Origin of the sequence: Streptomyces sp. URMC 123, from assembly GCF_051386515.1 — a bacterium.
Classification (GTDB): domain Bacteria; phylum Actinomycetota; class Actinomycetes; order Streptomycetales; family Streptomycetaceae; genus Streptomyces.
On the sequence record NZ_JBPQTV010000128.1, the window covers coordinates 1 to 17005 of the forward strand.

Consider the following 17005-nt stretch of genomic DNA (forward strand, 5'->3'; position numbering starts at 1 on the left):
CCCCCCCCCCCCCCCCCCCCCCCCCCCCCGCCGGTCAGGTGCCGGTCCGGGGTTCGGTGCGCCGGCGGGCGCCCAGGGCGCTGGTGGCCTTGTGCAGGGTGGTGGGGGCGTGGGGCGCGGGCCAGACCTGGAGGAGGTACTGCTCCATGGGGTCCGTCTCGGCTCGGCGGTCTTCGCCGTGGTCGCGGTGCCGGCCGGACACGCGTATGCGGTAGGCGCCGGGGCCCGGGATGGCGAGGGGCAGTTCCTCGTCCGGGGTGTATCCGGCGCCCCAGACCTCCATCCTCCGCCCGGGCCACGGCAGATTCATCTCGGCCACGTCCTGCCAGGGCCCGGGGTCGAGCGGGGGCGCTCCGCTCCAGGTCTCGGCGGTGACGTGGACGGTGCCGATGTGGGTGCCGCACAGCACGGCGGCTCCGCCGGCCACGGTCACCAGCAGGCCCGTCTCGTCGAAGTCGGCGTGGACGTCGTCCATGACCTCGGGGTCCAGAACCCGGAAGACGTTGTGCTCGATGAACAGCTCACCCGACTCACGCCGGAGCAGTTCAGCCATGGCCGCGTTCCTTGGTCGTACCGAGTGGGCAGCGGGCCGCGGGCGCGGCGTGGGCAGCCCCCGCGGCCTGGTGTGCGGTCCACGGTGTCAGACGGGACACTGGGACGAATACCTGGGCGGTGGCACGGCTCGGACGCCGGCCGGCGGGAGGATGATGCTGACCCAGAAGGGGTCTTCCTCCAAGAGCCGGTTGGCCTTGTACCAGGGGTTGCGGTAGTCGCGCCCCTCGGCGGTGTTCTGTGTGTCGGGCACCATGTGGCACGAGTAGTCCGGGTTCTTGGACGCGCCCTGGTGGGTGCTGGCGAACGGGTACTCGTCACACGACGTGCCGACCGGACGGGGCGTGTTCGGAGGGCAGGCCGTCGCCCGGTTCTTCTTGATGAGTTCTGTGTCCGCGGTGCGGGTCAGCACCGGACCGCGGCCTTTGACCCCCCAGGCGTTGTTGAGGTTGTTCTGCGCCCAGTAGATGTGCCAGGCGACCTGGTCGACCTTGGCGTCGAGCGTGGAGAGTTCATAGGTGGGCGTGTAGCGCGGGTACACGCATCCGCCTTTGCCCTGTGGACTGACGTACGGGGTGTTGTCGCAACGTACCGGGATGGGCGCGCCCACCATGCCGGTGCCTGCCTCGGCCCCCGGCAGATTCGGAATGACGGAGACGATGGGCACCATGGAGTCGGTGGTGATCTCCGTCCCCGGGGAAGAAACCGTCATGGTGTAGGTCTGGGTGGTGTCCAAGGGCAGCGGCTTGATGCCCCCGGCCGTGGCCTGGCAGGTGTCGCACTTGAGCGTGATGCTGCCGCTCAGGACCCGCGCGGTACCCGTGGCGTCGTGCAGCTTCAGCGTCACTGTGTGTTTCCACGCGCTACGGTCGCGCGGGTCCAGTTTCGCCTCGGACTTCTCGTCCAATAGCGCCGTCCCGGTGATTTGCCCAGTCCTCCTGTCTCTCACCTCTACCGGCACCGTGGCGATGTAGCAGGACTCGGTCCGGTCGTAGTCCGGGTCGCCTCCTTGAAGTCTGCATGGTCAGCAGTGGCACGACGATGGCGGCGGATGCCACAGCGGCGGCGAGGCGGCTGCGTCGGCCTAAGTGCTCCTTCAAAGGGTGTCCCTTCAATGAGGCCCATGCGCGGACCCGCGCATGCTGTTGCAGACGAACCGAAGGGTCAAGACCCCTTGGCCCCGGAGAGCTTCAATCGGCCATCGCGCCTCTCCGGCGGGCGGATCGGTGAATCCCTGGTGTGCGGCTGCGGGTACGAGGCGAGGGCGACGCCGGCCGGAAGGCGGTTCAGGTCCCGCCCCGGGACAAGCCCGGGGTCGTCGGCGACGTCGGCGACGTCGCCCGCGATGCCACCGGCAACCTCGCCAGGAGCACGGCCCGTTCCTCCTCGAACGCCGGGTCCGCCTGATACTCGGAGTGCCCCAGCAGCGGCGCCGGCAGCGGATGCTCCGCCGTGCGCCCGTACGCGAGCGGGTCCCTGAGCGCCGCCCGGTCCACCTCGGGGCACGGCTGCCCCTCGGCCGTCTCGCTCGCGGGAACGCGGACCGGCCCCCCGATCGGGTCCGTCGCCCGGTGCAGATTGCGCCAGCAGTTCAGCTCCCGGTGGAGGGCCCGCAGCGGCCCGGGCCCGAAGTACGCGGGGAACCAGCGCCCGTACAGCCGTTCGAGCGGCGACCCGTACGTCAGCAGGGCCACCCTGCGCCGCGTGCGGTGGTCGAGCTGCCACGCCGCGGCCGCCGCCAGCACGCTGCCCTGCGAGTGGCCGGAGAGCACCAGGCGCCCGCCGGTCCGCTCGGTCCACGTGGCCATCCGCCAGGTGAGGTCCGGCACGGCGCGCTCCGCGTAGCAGGGCGGCGCGAACGGATGCGCGGCCCGCGGCCAGAACGTGCCGACGTCCCACAGGATGCCGATCGTCCGCCGGGCCGCCGCGTCGCGGTACGCCCGCCGCCCCCACGTCACGAAGAGCACGAACCCGAAGCCGATCAGCCAGGACCCCAGCGCCTGCGAGGTCTGCGCGGCGGCCGCCACGGGCCCAGGTCCCTCCTCCGCCGCCTGCCCCGGCACATCCCCCGTGCCCCACGCGCCGAGCACGGCGAGACCGCCCAGGACCAGCGTGGCCAGCGCCGTCGAGCCGACGAACCAGGGCGTGCGGTCGGTGAGCCCGGCGCGGGCGATCGCTCCGGCGATCCGCCGGGTGCGGGCGGTGTCGGGCCGCTCCCCGGGGTACGCGCCGGGCACCGTACGGATCAGCCGCCGCCGCACCCGCCAGGCCCGTACGGCCGTCGCGCCCGCGAGGGCCACGACCACGGCGAGCAGCGGCGGTATGGCGGACGCCTGCCAGGTGAGCACGACGGGCGGCCCCGGGATCGGCCCGCCGTCCATGCCGGGGGTGGCGCCGCCGTCAAGCCAGTCCGCGACCCGCTGGGCGACCCCGCCGGAGATCACCCCGCCGAGCGCGCAGCCGAGGACGGCCACGGCGGGCCCGCCGAGCCCGTACAGCGCCGTGCGGCCGGCGGGGGCGGCGCGGTGCAGGACCAGGGCCGCGGCGGCGAGCAGCACGATCAACAGTCCCTGGGCGATGCCGATCAGCCCGAACGTCTCGTCGCCGGGCAGCCGGCCCCACGACACCCAGCCGGGCCGGGACCACGCGGCGTACAGCGCGCAGAGCACCAGCAGGCCCAGCGCCACCCCGGGCAGGGCGCGCACCACCGCCCGGTCCACCCGGTCGTCCGGCGCCGACTCGCTGCGCCCCCTGCGGCACACCACCCAGACGACGAAGGCGCCGGCCGCCGTCAGGACGGCGAGCAGCGCCCAGCCGGCGGCGTCCAGCGCCGTGCCCCCGCCCGGGGCGCGGTCGTGCCGGGAGGCGGCCGCGGCGAGGGCGGCGGCGACGGTGAGGAAGCCCGCGGCGGTGTGGGCGGCGCGCAGCCGGGCGACGAGCCGCCGCCCGTACCAGAAGCCGGGCAGACGCAGCGCGGGCCGGTCCCCGGCCCCGGGGGCGTCCTCGGGGTCGTCCTCGGCGACCGGCCGGGCGGGCGGCGCCTGCGTCTCGTACGCGCTCCAGGTGCGGTGCGAGAGCCACCACAGCAGGACGGTGAGCGCGGTGGGGACGAGCGCGGCGAGGGCGAGCCTGCGGCCCGGCGCGCTCCACCAGCCGCCGTGCCGGGGGGACAGGAAGCCGAGCCAGGACTTGCCCTCGGCGCAGCCGGCCGCGCCCGCGCACTGCCAGGCCGCCAGGTCGAGCGCCACCTCGCAGACGGCGGCGACGAGCAGCACGGTGAGGCTGAGGGCGATCAGCCGCACCAGGACGCCGTAGAGGCGGGCGGTGGCGCACCGGCCGCGCGTGCCGGGGCGCATCCAGTGGGTGAGGTTGACGACCATGAAGGGCAGGAGCAGCAGCCACAGCGCCCGGATGCCGTTGCCGGAGGTCAGATTGGACCAGCAGTACGCCTCCGGGACGGGCCGCTCGCGGTAGCGGTCCGGGTGCCGCTCCGCCTCCCAGTCGTCGGTGCGGCGGTGGATGCCGGCCGTGTCGTCGCCGGTGATCCGTACGGTGCGCGGGTCGCCGAGCATCTTCTCGGGCGTGGCGCCCCCCACGCCGTGCACGAGCAGTTCCAGGGCGAGCCCCGGCGCTTCCCCGCCACCTGTGCCGCCGCCACTGTCGCTGCCGCTGCGGGCCGTGCCGCCACCGCCGTCCGGGCCGCCGCCGCTCTCGACCGCCCGCCCGCCCTCGTCCGCCCGCCCGCTCCGTATCGCCGCTGCCGTGTCCGGCTGCATGCTCGACGCCCCCGAGTGTCGTGCGCGTCCCCGTGTCCCGCCGCGCTCCGTCCCGACCAGGATCGCGCCCCGCGCACGCCCGTGCGGGGCGTTCGCGCACAGCCGTCGCGCCGGATCGCGCCCCGATCCCCTGTGGGAGGATGAGCCCACGCGTGTGACCAGGACGTACGTCGAAGGGACCGGCCGGGTGAGCGACCACCAGAACCTCCTCGCGGAGCAGCGGCGCGCCCTGATCCTCGACGAGGTCAGGCGGCGGGGCGGGGTGCGCGTCAACGAGCTCACCCGGAAGCTGAAGGTCTCCGACATGACGGTCCGGCGCGATCTGGACACCCTGGCCCGCCAGGGGGTGGTCGAGAAGGTGCACGGCGGCGCGGTGCCGGTCGTGGAGGCCAGCGCCTACGAGCCGGGCTTCGAGGCGAAGTCCTCGCTGGAGCGGGGCGCCAAGGAGGACATCGCGCGGGCCGCCGCGGCGATGGCGGCGCCCGGGAGCGCGATCGCGCTGGCCGGCGGGACCACGGCGTACGCGCTCGCCCATCGGCTGCTGGAGGTGCCGGACCTGACGGTGGTCACCAACTCGGTGCGGGTGGCGGACGTGTTCTACGCGGCCCAGCGCGCGGCGGCTGCCCAGGGCGCGGCGGCGGCCCCGTGCGTGGCGGCCGACCGCTCGGCGGCTCCCGGCGGGCCGGGAGCGGCCGGGCCCGGGGCGGCCACGGTGGTGCTCACGGGCGGCGTGCGCACCCCGTCGGACACCCTGGTGGGGCCGGTCGCGGACGCCGCGATCCGCTCCCTCCACTTCGACGTGCTCTTCCTCGGGGTGCACGGCATATCCGTGGAGGCCGGCCTGTCCACGCCCAATCTGGCGGAGGCCGAGACCAATCGGCGGTTCGTACGGGCCGCGCGCCGGGTGGTGGTGATCGCCGACCACACCAAGTGGGGGACGGTGGGCCTCAGTTCCTTCGCGTCGCTGGACGAGGTGGACGCGCTGGTGACGGACGCCGGCCTGCCGCCGGCCGCGCGGGCGGCGGCGCGGGAGCACCTGGGTGAACTGGTGATCGCCGGCGCGGGCGGTACCGCAGACAACTGACGGTGCGTCAACTAAAGTGGCGCACCGCCGTGCCGCCGCCGTGGTTCGGGCCAGGTCTTCGCTGGAGGTGCATGTCCGATGGCACGCCGCCCCGGAACCGACGCACACCGTTCCGGAACCACCGCACGCCGGCTCCGCCCCGTCGGGCCGGAGTTCCTCGAGTCCGCGCCGCTGCGGCTGGCCTTCGCCGAGCACATGACGGCCGACCCCGAGCAGGTCTTCCCCCGGCTGGCCGAGGACGTGGCGGGCTGGAGCCGGTGGTTCCGGGCCGTGGCCGTGGCCCGGCCCGAGGACGGCGGCAAACGCCGCACGGTCGTGCTGCGGAGCGGCACCCGCTTCACCGAGACGATCGTCGCCTGTGACGCGCCCGAGCGGTACGCCTACCGCGTCGACGAGACCAACGCCCCCGGGCCGCGCGCCCTGCTGGAGGAGTGGCGGCTGGCCCCGGCGGCCACGGGTACGCGCCTGTGCTGGACGGTGGCCGTGGACGCGCCGGGCCCGGTGCTGCTGGGGCTCCGGGTGGCCCGGCCGGGCGTCGTACGGGCGTTCCGCGACGCGGTGCGCCGGCTCGACCGCCACATCGCCGAGGCGCCGCGCTGAGGCCGCGCGTCGAGGGCCCGCGCCAAGGTCGCATGCCAGGGTCCGCGTCGAAGGCCCGCGTCGAGACCCGCTCAACCCTCGGGCCAGACGCCCGTCGCGAGCAGGGAGTCGATCGCCGCCGCGTACGGCGCGATGTCCAGGCCCTGTTCCGCCAGCCACGCGTCGGAGTAGTACGTGTCGAGATAGCGCTCGCCGGGGTCGCAGATCAGCGTGACCACGCTGCCCGCGCGGCCCCGCGCCACCATCTCGGCCACGATCTTCAGCGCGCTCCACAGCCCCGTCCCCGTGGAGCCGCCCGCCCGGCGGCCGATCCGCCGCTCCAGCGCCCGTACGGCGGCCACGCTCGCCGCGTCCGGCACCCGCATCATCCGGTCGACGACCTGCGGCAGGAAGCTGGGCTCCATCCGGGGCCGGCCGATGCCCTCGATGCGGGACCGGTGCCCGCACGTGGCGTGCGGGTCGTCGCGCGTCCAGCCCTCGAAGAAGCAGGAGTTCTCGGGGTCGGCGACGCAGACGAGCGTGTCGTGGCCCATGTAGCGGATGTAGCGGGCGATGGTGGCGGAGGTGCCGCCGGTGCCCGCCGTGGCGACGATCCAGGCGGGCTCGGGGTGGCGCTCGCGGCGGAGCTGCTCGTAGACGGACTCGGCGATGTTGTTGTTGCCGCGCCAGTCGGTGGCCCGCTCGGCGTAGGCGAACTGGTCCATGTAGTGACCGCCGGTGTGGACCGCGAGTTCGGCCGCCACCCGGTACATGCTGTGCGCGTCGTCCACGAAATGGCAGCGGCCGCCGTGGAACTCGATGAGCCGGGTCTTCTCCCGGCTGGTGGCGCGGGGCATGACGGCGATGAAGGGCACGTCGATCAGCTGGGCGAAGTACGCCTCGGACACGGCCGTCGAGCCGCTGGACGCCTCGATCACCGGCCTGCCGGGCCGCACCCAGCCGTTGCACAGCCCATGGAGGAACAGCGAGCGCGCCAGGCGGTGCTTGAGGCTTCCGGTGGGGTGCGTCGACTCGTCCTTCAGGTAGAGGTCGACGCCCCAGTGGGCGGGCAGCGGGAAGCGCAGCAGATGGGTGTCGGCGGAGCGGTTGGCGTCCGCCCGCACCGCGCGCACGGCCTCCTTCAGCCAGCCGCGGTACGCCGGATCGCTCCGGTCCACGTCGGCCGTCACCAGCGGGGCGCCGCCGGCGTGCGGCCCCGCTCCGGTCGCGCTCACCCGCCCGGCTCCACGGCGCCACCTCCGCCCGAAATGTCCGACTCGGTCATGTCCGATCATAAGGGGCCACTGGTGTGATGGCCCGGCCGCGGGCAGACTTCCCAGCAGCACGGCATGCGCCACGCACGCACGTGCCGGCGACGCGGACACGGACACGGACGTGGACACGGGCGTGGACGCGGGCGCGTGACGGCGACGCACACACGCGCGTACGGGCACGCACAGCGGACGCGCACACGCGGACGTACGCGCTGACGCACACACGCAGACGCACACACGCACACACAGGTGACAGCGGCGGCCGGAGCGGCGCGACGGCGACCACGACGGCCGATGAGCGCCGGAGGGGGCGACTGGGAGATGGCGGAGACGGAATTCACCGCGACGGGCGTGCGGATCGGCCGGTGGTTGCGTTCTCTCACCCGGGCGGGACAGGTCCGGATCAGTGACGGCCGACTGATGCTGCTGACCAGTTACGGCAGCGAGATCGACAGCGCGCCGGTCCACTCGGTGCGGGCGGGCCGGCCCTGGTTCGCCACCGGCGACCGGGCGGCGGCCGTCGTCAACGGCACGCGCTACCACCTGACGCTCAGCGAGCGCGACCCCGCCCCCGGGGAGGCCGGCCCTCCGGCGGTGCGCAGCCTGCTGGACGCCATCCGTACGGCCGGCGGGCACACCGCGTAAAGCGGCGCACACGATGCGCGAGTTGCGCCCGAGGGGAACCGGGGCGACCCTGGTGGGACATCACTGAGGGTTGACCGGCGGTGACGGCTCGGACCGGCACGCCGGGAAGGGGCCGACAGGGCCGCCACCTGTGCCACCTGTGGGCCGCACGCCGTCTTCCGGACCTCACCAGGGAGTCGCAGCCGTGATCAGCAAGCCAAGCAGGCACTGCACGGTGGAGCTCCAAGCCCTGCCGCCGCGGATCGGCCAGGTCCGCAGAATCGTCTCTGCCCAGTTGCGCTACTGGCGCCTCGACGCACTCATCGATTCCGCGGCACTCGGGGTCACCGAGCTGCTCACCAATGTCCATCGCCATGTCGAGCCCGACAAGCGGTGCACGGTGGAAATCGCCCTCACCCCGGACCGGTTGACGGTCTCGGTCTACGACAGCGACCCCCGGGTGCCGACACTGCGTGCCGCGGGGGCCTCGGCCACGTACGGCCGGGGCCTGGAGCTCGTCGCCTCGATCAGCGAGAGCTGGGGCGCGCGGGAACTGGACGGCGGCGGCAAGGTGGTGTGGTTCTCGCTGCCCGCCCCGACGAGCGCGGCGGCCCGGCCCGCGGCGGGCTCCCCGAGGATCTCGCTCCGCACGGCGACGCCCGGAGCGGCCCCGGAGCCGGCGCGCGCCTCGTCCCGTACCCCTGTCGGGCCGCCCGCGCTGCCCGCCCGGGCCCCCGTGCCGGCGCTCGCCCCCGCACTGGCGGCCAGAACCGCGTACGGCCCGCCGGGCCCGGCGGCGCCCCACGGCACCCCGGACCCGCCCCGCCGCACGGTGATCCGCTGACCGCGGCGCCCCGCCCGCCGTAGGGGGCCCTACACCCCCAGCGCGCCGAGGGGGTCGTCGAGGACCGGCTGCCAGGCCAACTCCGCCGCGCCGACCAGGCTGTTGTGGTCGAGCGTGCACGGCAGGATCGGCACGCCCCCGCTCCGGCCCCACAGGCTGCGGTCCGCCACGACGGCCCGCAGGCGCTCCGGGTCGGCGGCGAGCAGCTCCCGGTGGAGGCCGCCGAGGATGATCCGGTCGGGGTTGAGGATGTTGACGAGCCCGGCGAGGCCGAGCCCCAGCCGGTCGATGAGCCGGTGCGCGGCGTCCCGGACGGCGGGGTCGCCGTGGTGCGTGCGGAGCAGGTCGCGGGCCTGCTGGAGCAGCGAGCCCTCGGGCCCCGGCGTGCGGCCGGCCGCCGTGAGGAAGGCGAGCGGGTCGGCCTCGATGTCGAGGCAGCCGCGGCTGCCGCAGTGACAGGGCCGGCCCTCGGGGTTGACCGCGAGGTGGCCGACCTCCAGGGCCAGCCCCGAGCTGCCCGTGTGCAGCCGCCCGTCGAGCACGAGCGCCCCGCCGACGCCGCGGTGGCCGGTGGCCACGCAGAGCAGATGGCGGGCGCCCCGGCCCGCCCCGTGCCGGTGTTCGGCCAGCGCCGCGAGGTTGACGTCGTTGCCGGTGAACGTGGCGCGCGGCGCGGCGTCCGGGCCGGCGATCCCCGCCTCCCGCACCCGCTCCGCGAAGATCTCCCGCACGGGCGCGCCGGCCGGCCAGGCCACATGGATGGGGTTGAGCGCGGTGCCCTCGGGCTCCGCCACCGCCGAGGGAACGGCGAGCCCCGCGCCGAGGCAGCGCCGCCCCGTCTCGCGCAGCAGCTGCGCGCCGGCGTCGACGACGGCCGAGAGCACGCCCGCCGGGTCCGCCGGAACGGTCATGCAGCCGGGGGCGGTTGCCACGATCCGGCCGCCGAGGCCGACGAGCGCGGCGCGGAAGCCGTCCGAGTGGATCTGGGCGGCGAGGACGACCGGGCCGTCCGGGTCGATGGACAGCCGGTGGGAGGGCCGCCCCTGCGACCCGGCCGCGGCGGCCGGCCGGGAGTCGACCCTGATCAGTCCGAGGGCCTCCAGCTCGGCCGCGACGGCGCCCGCGGTGGCCCGGGTGACCCCCAGTTCGGCGGTGAGGACGGCGCGGGTGGGCGCGCGGCCGGTGTGTACGAGCTCCAGGGCCGGCCCGAGGGCGCTCCGGCCTCTCTCCAGCCGTGTTGTCCGAGTCTGGGTCACGTGCACATTGTGACTTTGTATCGACCGCGAACAAAATGGGCCACGCCCGATGGCCGGACGGGGTGGGTCAACGGGGTGGATCGAGGCGGGTCGGCGGGGCGGATCAGGCGACGCGCTCGCCCAGCATACGGGCGAGCACCGCGCGCTGGACGGGCAGCACCTCGGCGTGCCGGGCCCGTCCCGCGTCGGTCAGGGCGACCCGTACGCCGCGCCGGTCCTCGCTGCACATGCCCCGCGTGACCAGCCCGTCCTTCTCCAGCCGCGCGACCAGGCGGGAGAGTGCGCTCTGGCTCAGATGCACCCGGTCGGCCAGCTCCTGGACGCGGTAGGCGCAGCCGCCGTCCGGCGCGCCGCCCTCGGCGAGCACGTCGAGCACCTCGAAGTCGCTGGCCCCGAGGCCGTGGGGGTGCAGCTCGCGGTCGAGCTCGCACACCGTGTGGGCGTGCACGGCGAGGATGTCGCGCCACTGCTCCACCAGTGCTCGCTCGGCCTTCTTCGCTGCCATGGCGGCACGGTACCAACCGCGGTCACATCGTTGCAACCGAATTAAATGCACTTGCACTCAATGCATATGCATGTAGATTGCTCTCCCATGACCGCCTCAACCGTCCCCACGGCCGACGTCCCCACGGCCGCAGAACACCTCGCCGTTCAGCACGGCGAACAGCTCACGGAACGGCTGCCCGAACAGCCCGCCGCGCACGACAGCACGCAGGACCGCTGGAGCCCCCGCCTGTGGGGCACCCTCCTCGTGCTGTGCGCCGCGATGTTCCTCGACGCTCTCGACGTCTCCATGGTCGGCGTCGCCCTGCCCTCCATCGCCGCCGACCTCGACCTCTCCACCGCCACCCTCCAGTGGATCGTCAGCGGCTACATCCTGGGCTACGGCGGCCTGTTGCTCCTCGGCGGCCGCGCCGCCGATCTGCTCGGCCGCCGCCAGGTCTTCCTGATAGCCCTGGCCGTCTTCGCCGTCGCCTCGCTGCTCGGCGGGCTCGTCGACTCCGGGCCGCTGCTCATCGCGAGCCGCTTCATCAAGGGCCTCAGCGCCGCGTTCACCGCTCCGGCCGGCCTGTCCATCATCACCACGACGTTCGCCGAGGGCCCGGTCCGCAACCGCGCCCTGAGCATCTACACCACCTGCGCCGCCACCGGCTTCTCCATGGGCCTGGTGCTCTCCGGCGTGCTCACCGAGCTGAGCTGGCGCTGGACCATGCTGCTGCCCGTCCCGGTCGCGCTGCTGGCCCTCGTCGTCGGCCTGCGGCTGATCCCGCGCAGCGAGCGCGAGAGCGCCAAGGGCGGCTACGACCTGCCCGGCGCGTTCACCGGCACCGCCGCCATGCTGCTGCTGGTCTTCAGCGTGGTCGAGGCCCCGGAGGTCGGCTGGACCTCCGCCCGCACGCTGATCTCCTTCGTCGCCGTCGTCGTCCTGCTCACCGCGTTCGTGCTGATCGAGCGGCGCACCGCGCACCCGCTGATCCGGCTGGGCGCGCTCCGCTCCGGCAGCCTGGTGCGCGCCAACCTCGCCGGTGCCGCGTTCTTCGGCTCCTACGTCGGCTTCCAGTTCCTGGTGACGCAGTACATGCAGTCGCTGCTCGGCTGGTCCGCGCTGCAGACCGCGCTCGCGTTCCTGCCCGCCGGCGCGCTGGTGGCGCTCTCCTCCACGAAGATCGGCTCGGTGGTCGACCGCTTCGGCACCCCGCGCGTGATCGTCGTCGGCCTCGCCCTGCTGGTGCTCGGCTACGCGCTCTTCCTCCGCGTCGACCTCGACCCGCGGTACGCGGCCGTCATCCTGCCGTCGATGCTGCTGATCGGCGCGGCCTGCGCGCTCACCTTCCCCTCGCTCAACATCCAGGCCACCAACGGGGTCGCCGACAGCGAGCAGGGCATGGTCTCCGGTCTGCTGCACACCTCGTTCCAGGTGGGCGGCGCGCTCTTCCTCGCGGTGGTCACCGCGGTGATCACGGCCGGCGCCGGGGAGGGCGACACCCCGCGCCAGGTGCTCGACAGCTACCGGCCCGGGTTCGTCGTGGTCGCCGTGATCGCCTTCGCCGGCCTGCTCGTCGCCCTGACGGGGCTGCGGGGACGGCGTACGGGCGTGGGCGCCGACCGCGCGGAGACGGCCGCGGGCTCCGTGGCGCGCGGCTGAGCCCAGCGCCGTACGACCTCAACGCCGTAGGACCTCAACGCCGGACGGGCCGCAGCCGCGGCCCGTCCGGCGCGTCGGGTCACGTCGGGAGCCGCCGTCAGGGCAGCTCCGGCAGATCCTCCGGATAGAGCAGCGTGAGCTCGTCCTTGCCGGCCTCCGCGAGCCGCGCCACCCGCCCCGCGTGCCGTTCCACCATCGCCTCGAACGTCTGCCGCGCCGTGCGACCGTTGCCGAACGCCGGCCCCTTGGGCAGCTCCGTGAAGTACTTCAGCAGCGCCTCCGCCGCCCCCTCGCCGATGCGGTACTCGTGCTCCTCCGCCTGCTGCTCCACGATCCGCAGCAGCTCCTCGGGCGCGTAGTCGCCGAAGGTGATCGTGCGGGAGAAGCGGGACGCCACCCCGGGGTTGACGGTCAGGAAGCGGCGCATCTCGGCGGTGTAGCCCGCGACGATCACCACCACCTCGTCCCGGTGGTCCTCCATGAGCTTCACCAGCGTGTCGATCGCCTCGCGGCCGAAGTCGCGCCCGGAGTCCTCCGGCGAGAGGGCGTACGCCTCGTCGATGAACAGCACCCCGCCCCGGGCCCGGTCGAACGCCTCCTGGGTGCGGATCGCGGTCGAGCCGATGTGCTCGCCCACCAGGTCGACCCGGGAGACCTCCACCAGATGGCCGCGCTCCAGCACCCCCAGCGAGGCGAGGATCTCCCCGTAGAGGCGGGCCACGGTGGTCTTGCCCGTGCCGGGGGAGCCGGTGAACACCAGGTGCCGGCGCACGGAGGCCGCCTTGAGGCCCGCGCGCTGCCGGCGGCGGCCGACCTCGATCATGTCGGTGAGCGCCCGCACCTCCCGCTTGACGCTCTCCAGGCCGACCAGCGCGTCCAGTTCGCCGAGCACCGCCGCGGCGGGCCGCACGGTCACCGGCTCCGCCGCTGGCGCCGCGGCCACCGCTCCCGCCGCCGGCGCGGTCTCCCGCGCCGCCGAGCGCGCGGGCACCGCACCGATCAGCAGCCCCGTCGTCCGGGTCACCGCCCCCGCCTCGGCGTCGGCGAGGGCCGCGGCCCGTACGGCGCTCTCGTCGCTCGTGCAGCCCTCGCTCACCGGGCCGTCCTCGGCGAACTCGTAGCCGCCCCGGGCGCAGCGCTCCGCGCGACAGCCGGTGAGGGTGGTGCGACAGCCGTCGATGATGTGGAAGCCGTAGCCGGCGCTGCCGGTGACCCGGCAGTCCGAGAACGTGCCCCGGCCCCCGGCGGACACATAGAAGCCCGCCTCGGACGGCGAGTCGACCGCGCAGCGCTCGACGGTGGGGTCCGCGCCCTTGGTGACGATCACACCGGTGGCCGCCGCGTCGATGGCGCAGCCGGTGAGCGTGCCGCCGCTGCCGTGGTCCCGGAACCAGGCGCCGGTCGCCACGTCCCGGATGCGGCAGTCGTCGAGCCGGACGTCGGCGCCGTCGCTCACCGACACCGCCGTGTTGCGCACCTGCGCGATGTCGCTGTCCACCACCTCGGCGCGGGACCCGCGGTCGAGCACGAACAGCGCGTCCGGCACCGCCCGCACCCGGCAGGACTCCAGCGACACCGTGGCCCCGTCGCTCACCCACACCGCGGGGTAGTCGCCCGTGCTGTCGTAGATCTCGCTGTGGTCGGCGGCCACCCGGGTCCCCGGGTCCCACACCGACAGACCGTTCCGCCCGAAGCGCCGCACCGTGCCGCGGGTGAGCGTGAGCACCGAACGCGACCGCAGGTCGACGGCGTTCTCCGGGATGTCGTGGATCTCGCAGTCGGTGAGGGTGAGCACGGCGTCGGTGTCCAGCGTGATCCCGTCGGCCGAGGTGCGGTGCACCGTGCAGTCGGCGAGCCGGGCGGCGGCGCGGTCGGCCAGCCGCACCCCGGCGCCCTGGATCTCGTACACCTCGCAGCCGAACGCCTCGACGGTGGTGCCCTCGCCGGTCAGCGCGAGCCCCGCACCCGAGGCGTGGTGCACCCGGCAGCGCTCCAGCCGGGGGTGGGCGGCCCCGCGCACGGCGATGCCCGACTGGCCCGCCGAGACCACCTCGCACTCCTCGAACAGCCCCCCGGCGCCGTCGAGCACGCTGATGCCGACCCCGGCGGGGTTGTCGACCGTGCACCGCCGGACGGTCGGCCGCGCCCCGCCGCGCACCTCGATGCCGGCGGCCGAGCGCGTGGTCAGCCGCAGTTCGGTCAGCTCCGGGGCCCCGCCCTCGATCAACAGGGCGGGCGCGGTGGTGTCCTGGCCCTCCAGGTGCAGGTCCTGGACGATCGCCGAGGCGGCCAGGGTGAGGGCCACACCGTCGGTGGGCGCGATCCGTACGGCGCCGCGCGCCCCCTCGGGCCCGCGCAGCGTGACGGCCCGGCGCACCACCAGGTTCTCCCGGTAGGTGCCGGGGGTCAGGCAGAGGACGTCGCCGTCGCCGGCGGCCTCCAGGGCGGCGGCGAGAGAGCTGTACTCCCCGGTGCGGCGCCGCCACCGCGACGTGCCGGTGTGCGTCACCTGGACCGTGCCCTGTGGTGCCATAGTCCTGCTGTGCCCCCACCTCGTGCGTGTGTTCAGCGCGTACGGCTTTGCGGCGGCCGGGGAACGGCCGCTGCTCCACCGTAGCGTGCGCGGGCGGGGGAGTTGCCCGGTCAGCCGCCGGTGTACCTCACTCGATGACCTCCACCGGGTCACCGACGCGCAGCGTTCCGCCGCCCTCGGGAATGATGTTCTGGCCGAAGACCAGCTGACCGCCCCGCCGGCGGTGCCGGGCGAGGGTCCACAGCGGCTCCCGGCCGCGCTCGGCGGTCCGCTGGTCGGTCGTGGTCACCACGCAGCGGCCGCACGGCTTGGCGACCCGGAAGACGACCTCGCCGACGCGCAGGCGCCGCCAGCCGTCCTCGGCCCACGGCTCGACGCCGTCCACCACCGCGTTCGGCCGGAACCGGTCCATCGGCAGGGGGCCCTCCTGGGCGTGCTCGCCCCGGGCGATCAGGGAGTTGAGCGCCTCCAGGGAGGCGGTGGTGGTCAGCAGCAGCGGAAAGCCGTCGGCGAACGTCACCACGTCCCCGGGCCGGCCGTACGCGGGGTCGACACCCCGCCGCACGGCCGGGTCGTCGAGGTGCACCAGGGTGACCGGCTTCCCCAGGTGCGCCCCGAACCAGGCGTCCGCCGCCGGACCGGCCGGCACGCCCTCCACCTTGTCCTTCCAGATCTCCACCGCCAGGGTCGGCCCCGGGGCGGGGACGGCGACCGTCAGCGGGTCGAGCCCCGGCGCGTGCAGACGTATGCCGACGGCGTCGGGGCGGCCCTCGTCGAGCGGCTCGGCGCGGACCTCGGCGAGCCGGGGCAACTGCCGCTGGGTGAGGAACCGGCCGTCCGCGCCCACGAGCATCCACCGGCGGTCCCCGGCCAGCCCCCACGGCTCCACCCGCGCCGTGCGGGGCGCGTATCCCTGGGCCGACTTGACCGGGAAGACGTGGAGTGAGTGGAGGACCGGAGGCGCCATGTGATCAGTCTGCCAGGGGAGGTGTCAGTACCCCCGACCCGGGTAGGGACGGCCGTACTGGTCCTCGTACGGGGCCGGGGCGGGCGCCGGTCGGGGGGCCATCGGGCGCGGTGCGGCGGGCCGCATCGCCTCGTAGCCGGTCGCGGCGGCGGCGGGCGCCGGGTACTGCTGCGGGCCCGGGTAGCCGCGCGGGGCGGCGGCCTGCTGCGGGATGTACGGCGCCGGGGCGTGCTGGAGCGGCGCGTGGGCGTGCGCCTGCTGGAGCGGCGCGGGCTGCGGCGCGGCGGCCGGGTAGCCGTGCGGCGGGGTGTGGTGATGGGAGGGCGCGGCCGGCAGGGCGGGCAGCGCGGAGGGCAGCGCCGGCAGGTTGCCGCCGGCGTCGTACGGCGAGGGCACGCGGATCGGAGCGATCTGCGGGGTGCCCCGTTCCGCGACAAGGCTGTCGTAGATCGGGGTGTCCGGGAAGGACGGCGCGGAGTAGTAGCCGCCACCGTAGGTGGAGCGGGGGGAGGTCATGCTCCATAAGTTAAGCCCACGATGTGTTCGTTGGGGAGACCGATAAGAGGGTTGTTTCGCGTGTTCGGAGTGACTATGAGGACTTAATGTGCCCGAACACGGGAAAAACGGTCCTCTTCAGGTGTACGAATCGTGTAAAGAGCGGGTTACCGGCGGTTGGCCGGAAGCAGCCCCCGTGGGGCCGCTACCACGCCGTCCCCCCTCGGCAATAGGTTGTCCCTGGACGAATCAGTCACCGGCCGCGCTCCGGGCCCGGTGACCCGGACGGGCCCGAGAGGGGACGAGCATGAGCATGCGGAAGGGCACGAACGTGCCGGTGCCGGTGTCCGCGGTACGCGTCGAGCTGGGGTGGCGCCGCGGCCCGGGGGTGCCGGACGCGGACGCCTCCGCGCTGCTGCTCCAGGGCTCCGGCAAGGTCCGCTCGGACGCCGACTTCGTCTTCTACAACCAGCCCGCCCACGCCTCCGGGGCGGTGCGCCACGAGTCCAAGCGGACCAGCGGGGACGCGGTGACCGACACCCTCGCGATCGACCTGGCGGCCGTCGAACCGGCCGTGGAGACGGTGGTGCTGGCGGCCTCCGCGGATGGGGGCACTTTCGGCCAGGTTCCGGGACTGCACATCCGGTTGGTCGACGCGTCGAGCGGCGCGGAGCTCGCCCGCTTCGACAGCGAGGACGCCACCGTCGAGTCCGCCTTCGTCCTCGGCGAGCTCTACCGCCGCCAGGGCTCCTGGAAGTTCCGGGCCGTCGGACAGGGCTACGACAACGGACTGGCGGGGCTCGCCACGGACTTCGGGATCGCGGTGGACGAGCCGCAGCGGACCCCCGCCCCGGCGTCTCCTCCTCCCGCCCCGG

15 protein-coding genes are annotated in these 17005 nt (G+C 74.6%); 6 read left to right on the top strand and 9 right to left on the bottom strand.

What is annotated here, in order from left to right:
• Positions 1 to 34: 34 nt before the first annotated feature.
• The 3 genes from ACSNOD_RS16715 to ACSNOD_RS16725 all read right to left on the bottom strand — a co-directional run bounded on the left by ACSNOD_RS16715 (position 35) and on the right by ACSNOD_RS16725 (position 4328).
• Positions 35 to 553, bottom strand: a complete 519-nt coding sequence (locus ACSNOD_RS16715) for a hypothetical protein (protein ID WP_436767735.1) — start codon at positions 551 to 553, stop codon at positions 35 to 37.
• An 87-nt stretch (positions 554 to 640) separates the two neighbouring features.
• Positions 641 to 1399 carry a NucA/NucB deoxyribonuclease domain-containing protein gene (locus ACSNOD_RS16720; protein ID WP_436767736.1) on the bottom strand — a complete coding sequence of 253 codons (759 nt, stop codon included), beginning with the start codon at positions 1397 to 1399 and terminating at the stop codon, positions 641 to 643.
• Positions 1400 to 1838: 439 nt separating this feature from the next.
• The gene (locus tag ACSNOD_RS16725; RefSeq protein ID WP_436767737.1) at positions 1839 to 4328 is read right to left on the bottom strand and encodes a hypothetical protein; all 2490 of its coding nucleotides are present in this window, start codon (positions 4326 to 4328) and stop codon (positions 1839 to 1841) included.
• 187 nt (positions 4329 to 4515) lie between these two features.
• On the opposite strand from ACSNOD_RS16725, the gene ACSNOD_RS16730 reads away from it, so the two are divergent.
• Both ACSNOD_RS16730 and ACSNOD_RS16735 read left to right on the top strand, forming a co-directional pair.
• Positions 4516 to 5412, top strand: coding sequence for a DeoR/GlpR family DNA-binding transcription regulator (locus ACSNOD_RS16730; protein WP_436767748.1), 897 nt, complete (start codon positions 4516 to 4518; stop codon positions 5410 to 5412).
• Positions 5413 to 5490: 78 nt separating this feature from the next.
• Positions 5491 to 6012 (top strand): SRPBCC family protein, encoded by a 522-nt coding sequence (locus tag ACSNOD_RS16735; RefSeq protein WP_436767738.1) that lies wholly within the window; start codon positions 5491 to 5493, stop codon positions 6010 to 6012.
• 71 nt (positions 6013 to 6083) lie between these two features.
• On the opposite strand, the gene ACSNOD_RS16740 is transcribed toward ACSNOD_RS16735, so the two are convergent.
• Positions 6084 to 7226, bottom strand: a complete 1143-nt coding sequence (locus ACSNOD_RS16740) for a PLP-dependent cysteine synthase family protein (RefSeq protein WP_436767739.1) — start codon at positions 7224 to 7226, stop codon at positions 6084 to 6086.
• Between the two features lie 360 nt (positions 7227 to 7586).
• On the opposite strand from ACSNOD_RS16740, the gene ACSNOD_RS16745 reads away from it, so the two are divergent.
• Complete coding sequence (locus ACSNOD_RS16745) at positions 7587 to 7910, top strand: hypothetical protein (RefSeq protein ID WP_436767749.1); 324 nt, start codon at positions 7587 to 7589, stop codon at positions 7908 to 7910.
• A gap of 184 nt (positions 7911 to 8094) precedes the next feature.
• Complete coding sequence (locus ACSNOD_RS16750) at positions 8095 to 8733, top strand: ATP-binding protein (protein ID WP_436767740.1); 639 nt, start codon at positions 8095 to 8097, stop codon at positions 8731 to 8733.
• A gap of 29 nt (positions 8734 to 8762) precedes the next feature.
• Here ACSNOD_RS16750 and ACSNOD_RS16755 read toward each other — a convergent pair whose 3' ends face one another.
• Together ACSNOD_RS16755 and ACSNOD_RS16760 are read right to left on the bottom strand one after the other, a co-directional pair.
• The gene (locus ACSNOD_RS16755) at positions 8763 to 9989 is read right to left on the bottom strand and encodes an ROK family protein (RefSeq protein WP_436767741.1); all 1227 of its coding nucleotides are present in this window, start codon (positions 9987 to 9989) and stop codon (positions 8763 to 8765) included.
• Positions 9990 to 10092: 103 nt separating this feature from the next.
• Complete coding sequence (locus ACSNOD_RS16760) at positions 10093 to 10494, bottom strand: MarR family winged helix-turn-helix transcriptional regulator (protein ID WP_436767742.1); 402 nt, start codon at positions 10492 to 10494, stop codon at positions 10093 to 10095.
• A gap of 87 nt (positions 10495 to 10581) precedes the next feature.
• Here ACSNOD_RS16760 and ACSNOD_RS16765 point away from each other — a divergent pair, with 87 nt between their 5' ends.
• Entirely contained in the window at positions 10582 to 12135 is a 1554-nt protein-coding gene (locus tag ACSNOD_RS16765; protein ID WP_436767743.1) for an MFS transporter, read from the top strand.
• A gap of 97 nt (positions 12136 to 12232) precedes the next feature.
• Here ACSNOD_RS16765 and ACSNOD_RS16770 read toward each other — a convergent pair whose 3' ends face one another.
• The 3 genes from ACSNOD_RS16770 to ACSNOD_RS16780 form a co-directional block, all read right to left on the bottom strand.
• Positions 12233 to 14668: a right-handed parallel beta-helix repeat-containing protein gene (locus ACSNOD_RS16770; protein ID WP_436767744.1), complete on the bottom strand. Its 2436-nt coding sequence runs from the start codon at positions 14666 to 14668 to the stop codon at positions 12233 to 12235.
• A 127-nt stretch (positions 14669 to 14795) separates the two neighbouring features.
• Complete coding sequence (locus ACSNOD_RS16775; RefSeq protein WP_436767745.1) at positions 14796 to 15635, bottom strand: MOSC domain-containing protein; 840 nt, start codon at positions 15633 to 15635, stop codon at positions 14796 to 14798.
• Between the two features lie 24 nt (positions 15636 to 15659).
• Entirely contained in the window at positions 15660 to 16151 is a 492-nt protein-coding gene (locus tag ACSNOD_RS16780) for a DUF6643 family protein (protein ID WP_436767746.1), read from the bottom strand.
• A 286-nt stretch (positions 16152 to 16437) separates the two neighbouring features.
• On the opposite strand from ACSNOD_RS16780, the gene ACSNOD_RS16785 reads away from it, so the two are divergent.
• The coding region (locus tag ACSNOD_RS16785; protein WP_436767747.1) for a TerD family protein at positions 16438 to 17005 on the top strand (568 nt) is incomplete at its 3' end.

Excerpts from the sequence above, each read along its gene's own strand:
- ACSNOD_RS16725 (WP_436767737.1), bottom strand. The coding sequence starts at position 4,328 with ATGCAGCCGGACACGGCAGCGGCGATACGGAGCGGGCGGGCGGACGAG.
- ACSNOD_RS16745 (WP_436767749.1), top strand. The coding sequence starts at position 7,587 with ATGGCGGAGACGGAATTCACCGCGACGGGCGTGCGGATCGGCCGGTGG.
- ACSNOD_RS16780 (WP_436767746.1), bottom strand. The coding sequence starts at position 16,151 with ATGACCTCCCCCCGCTCCACCTACGGTGGCGGCTACTACTCCGCGCCG.
- ACSNOD_RS16770 (WP_436767744.1), bottom strand. The coding sequence starts at position 14,668 with ATGGCACCACAGGGCACGGTCCAGGTGACGCACACCGGCACGTCGCGG.
- ACSNOD_RS16715 (WP_436767735.1), bottom strand. The coding sequence starts at position 553 with ATGGCTGAACTGCTCCGGCGTGAGTCGGGTGAGCTGTTCATCGAGCAC.
- ACSNOD_RS16765 (WP_436767743.1), top strand. The coding sequence starts at position 10,582 with ATGACCGCCTCAACCGTCCCCACGGCCGACGTCCCCACGGCCGCAGAA.
- ACSNOD_RS16775 (WP_436767745.1), bottom strand. The coding sequence starts at position 15,635 with ATGGCGCCTCCGGTCCTCCACTCACTCCACGTCTTCCCGGTCAAGTCG.
- ACSNOD_RS16735 (WP_436767738.1), top strand. The coding sequence starts at position 5,491 with ATGGCACGCCGCCCCGGAACCGACGCACACCGTTCCGGAACCACCGCA.
- ACSNOD_RS16760 (WP_436767742.1), bottom strand. The coding sequence starts at position 10,494 with ATGGCAGCGAAGAAGGCCGAGCGAGCACTGGTGGAGCAGTGGCGCGAC.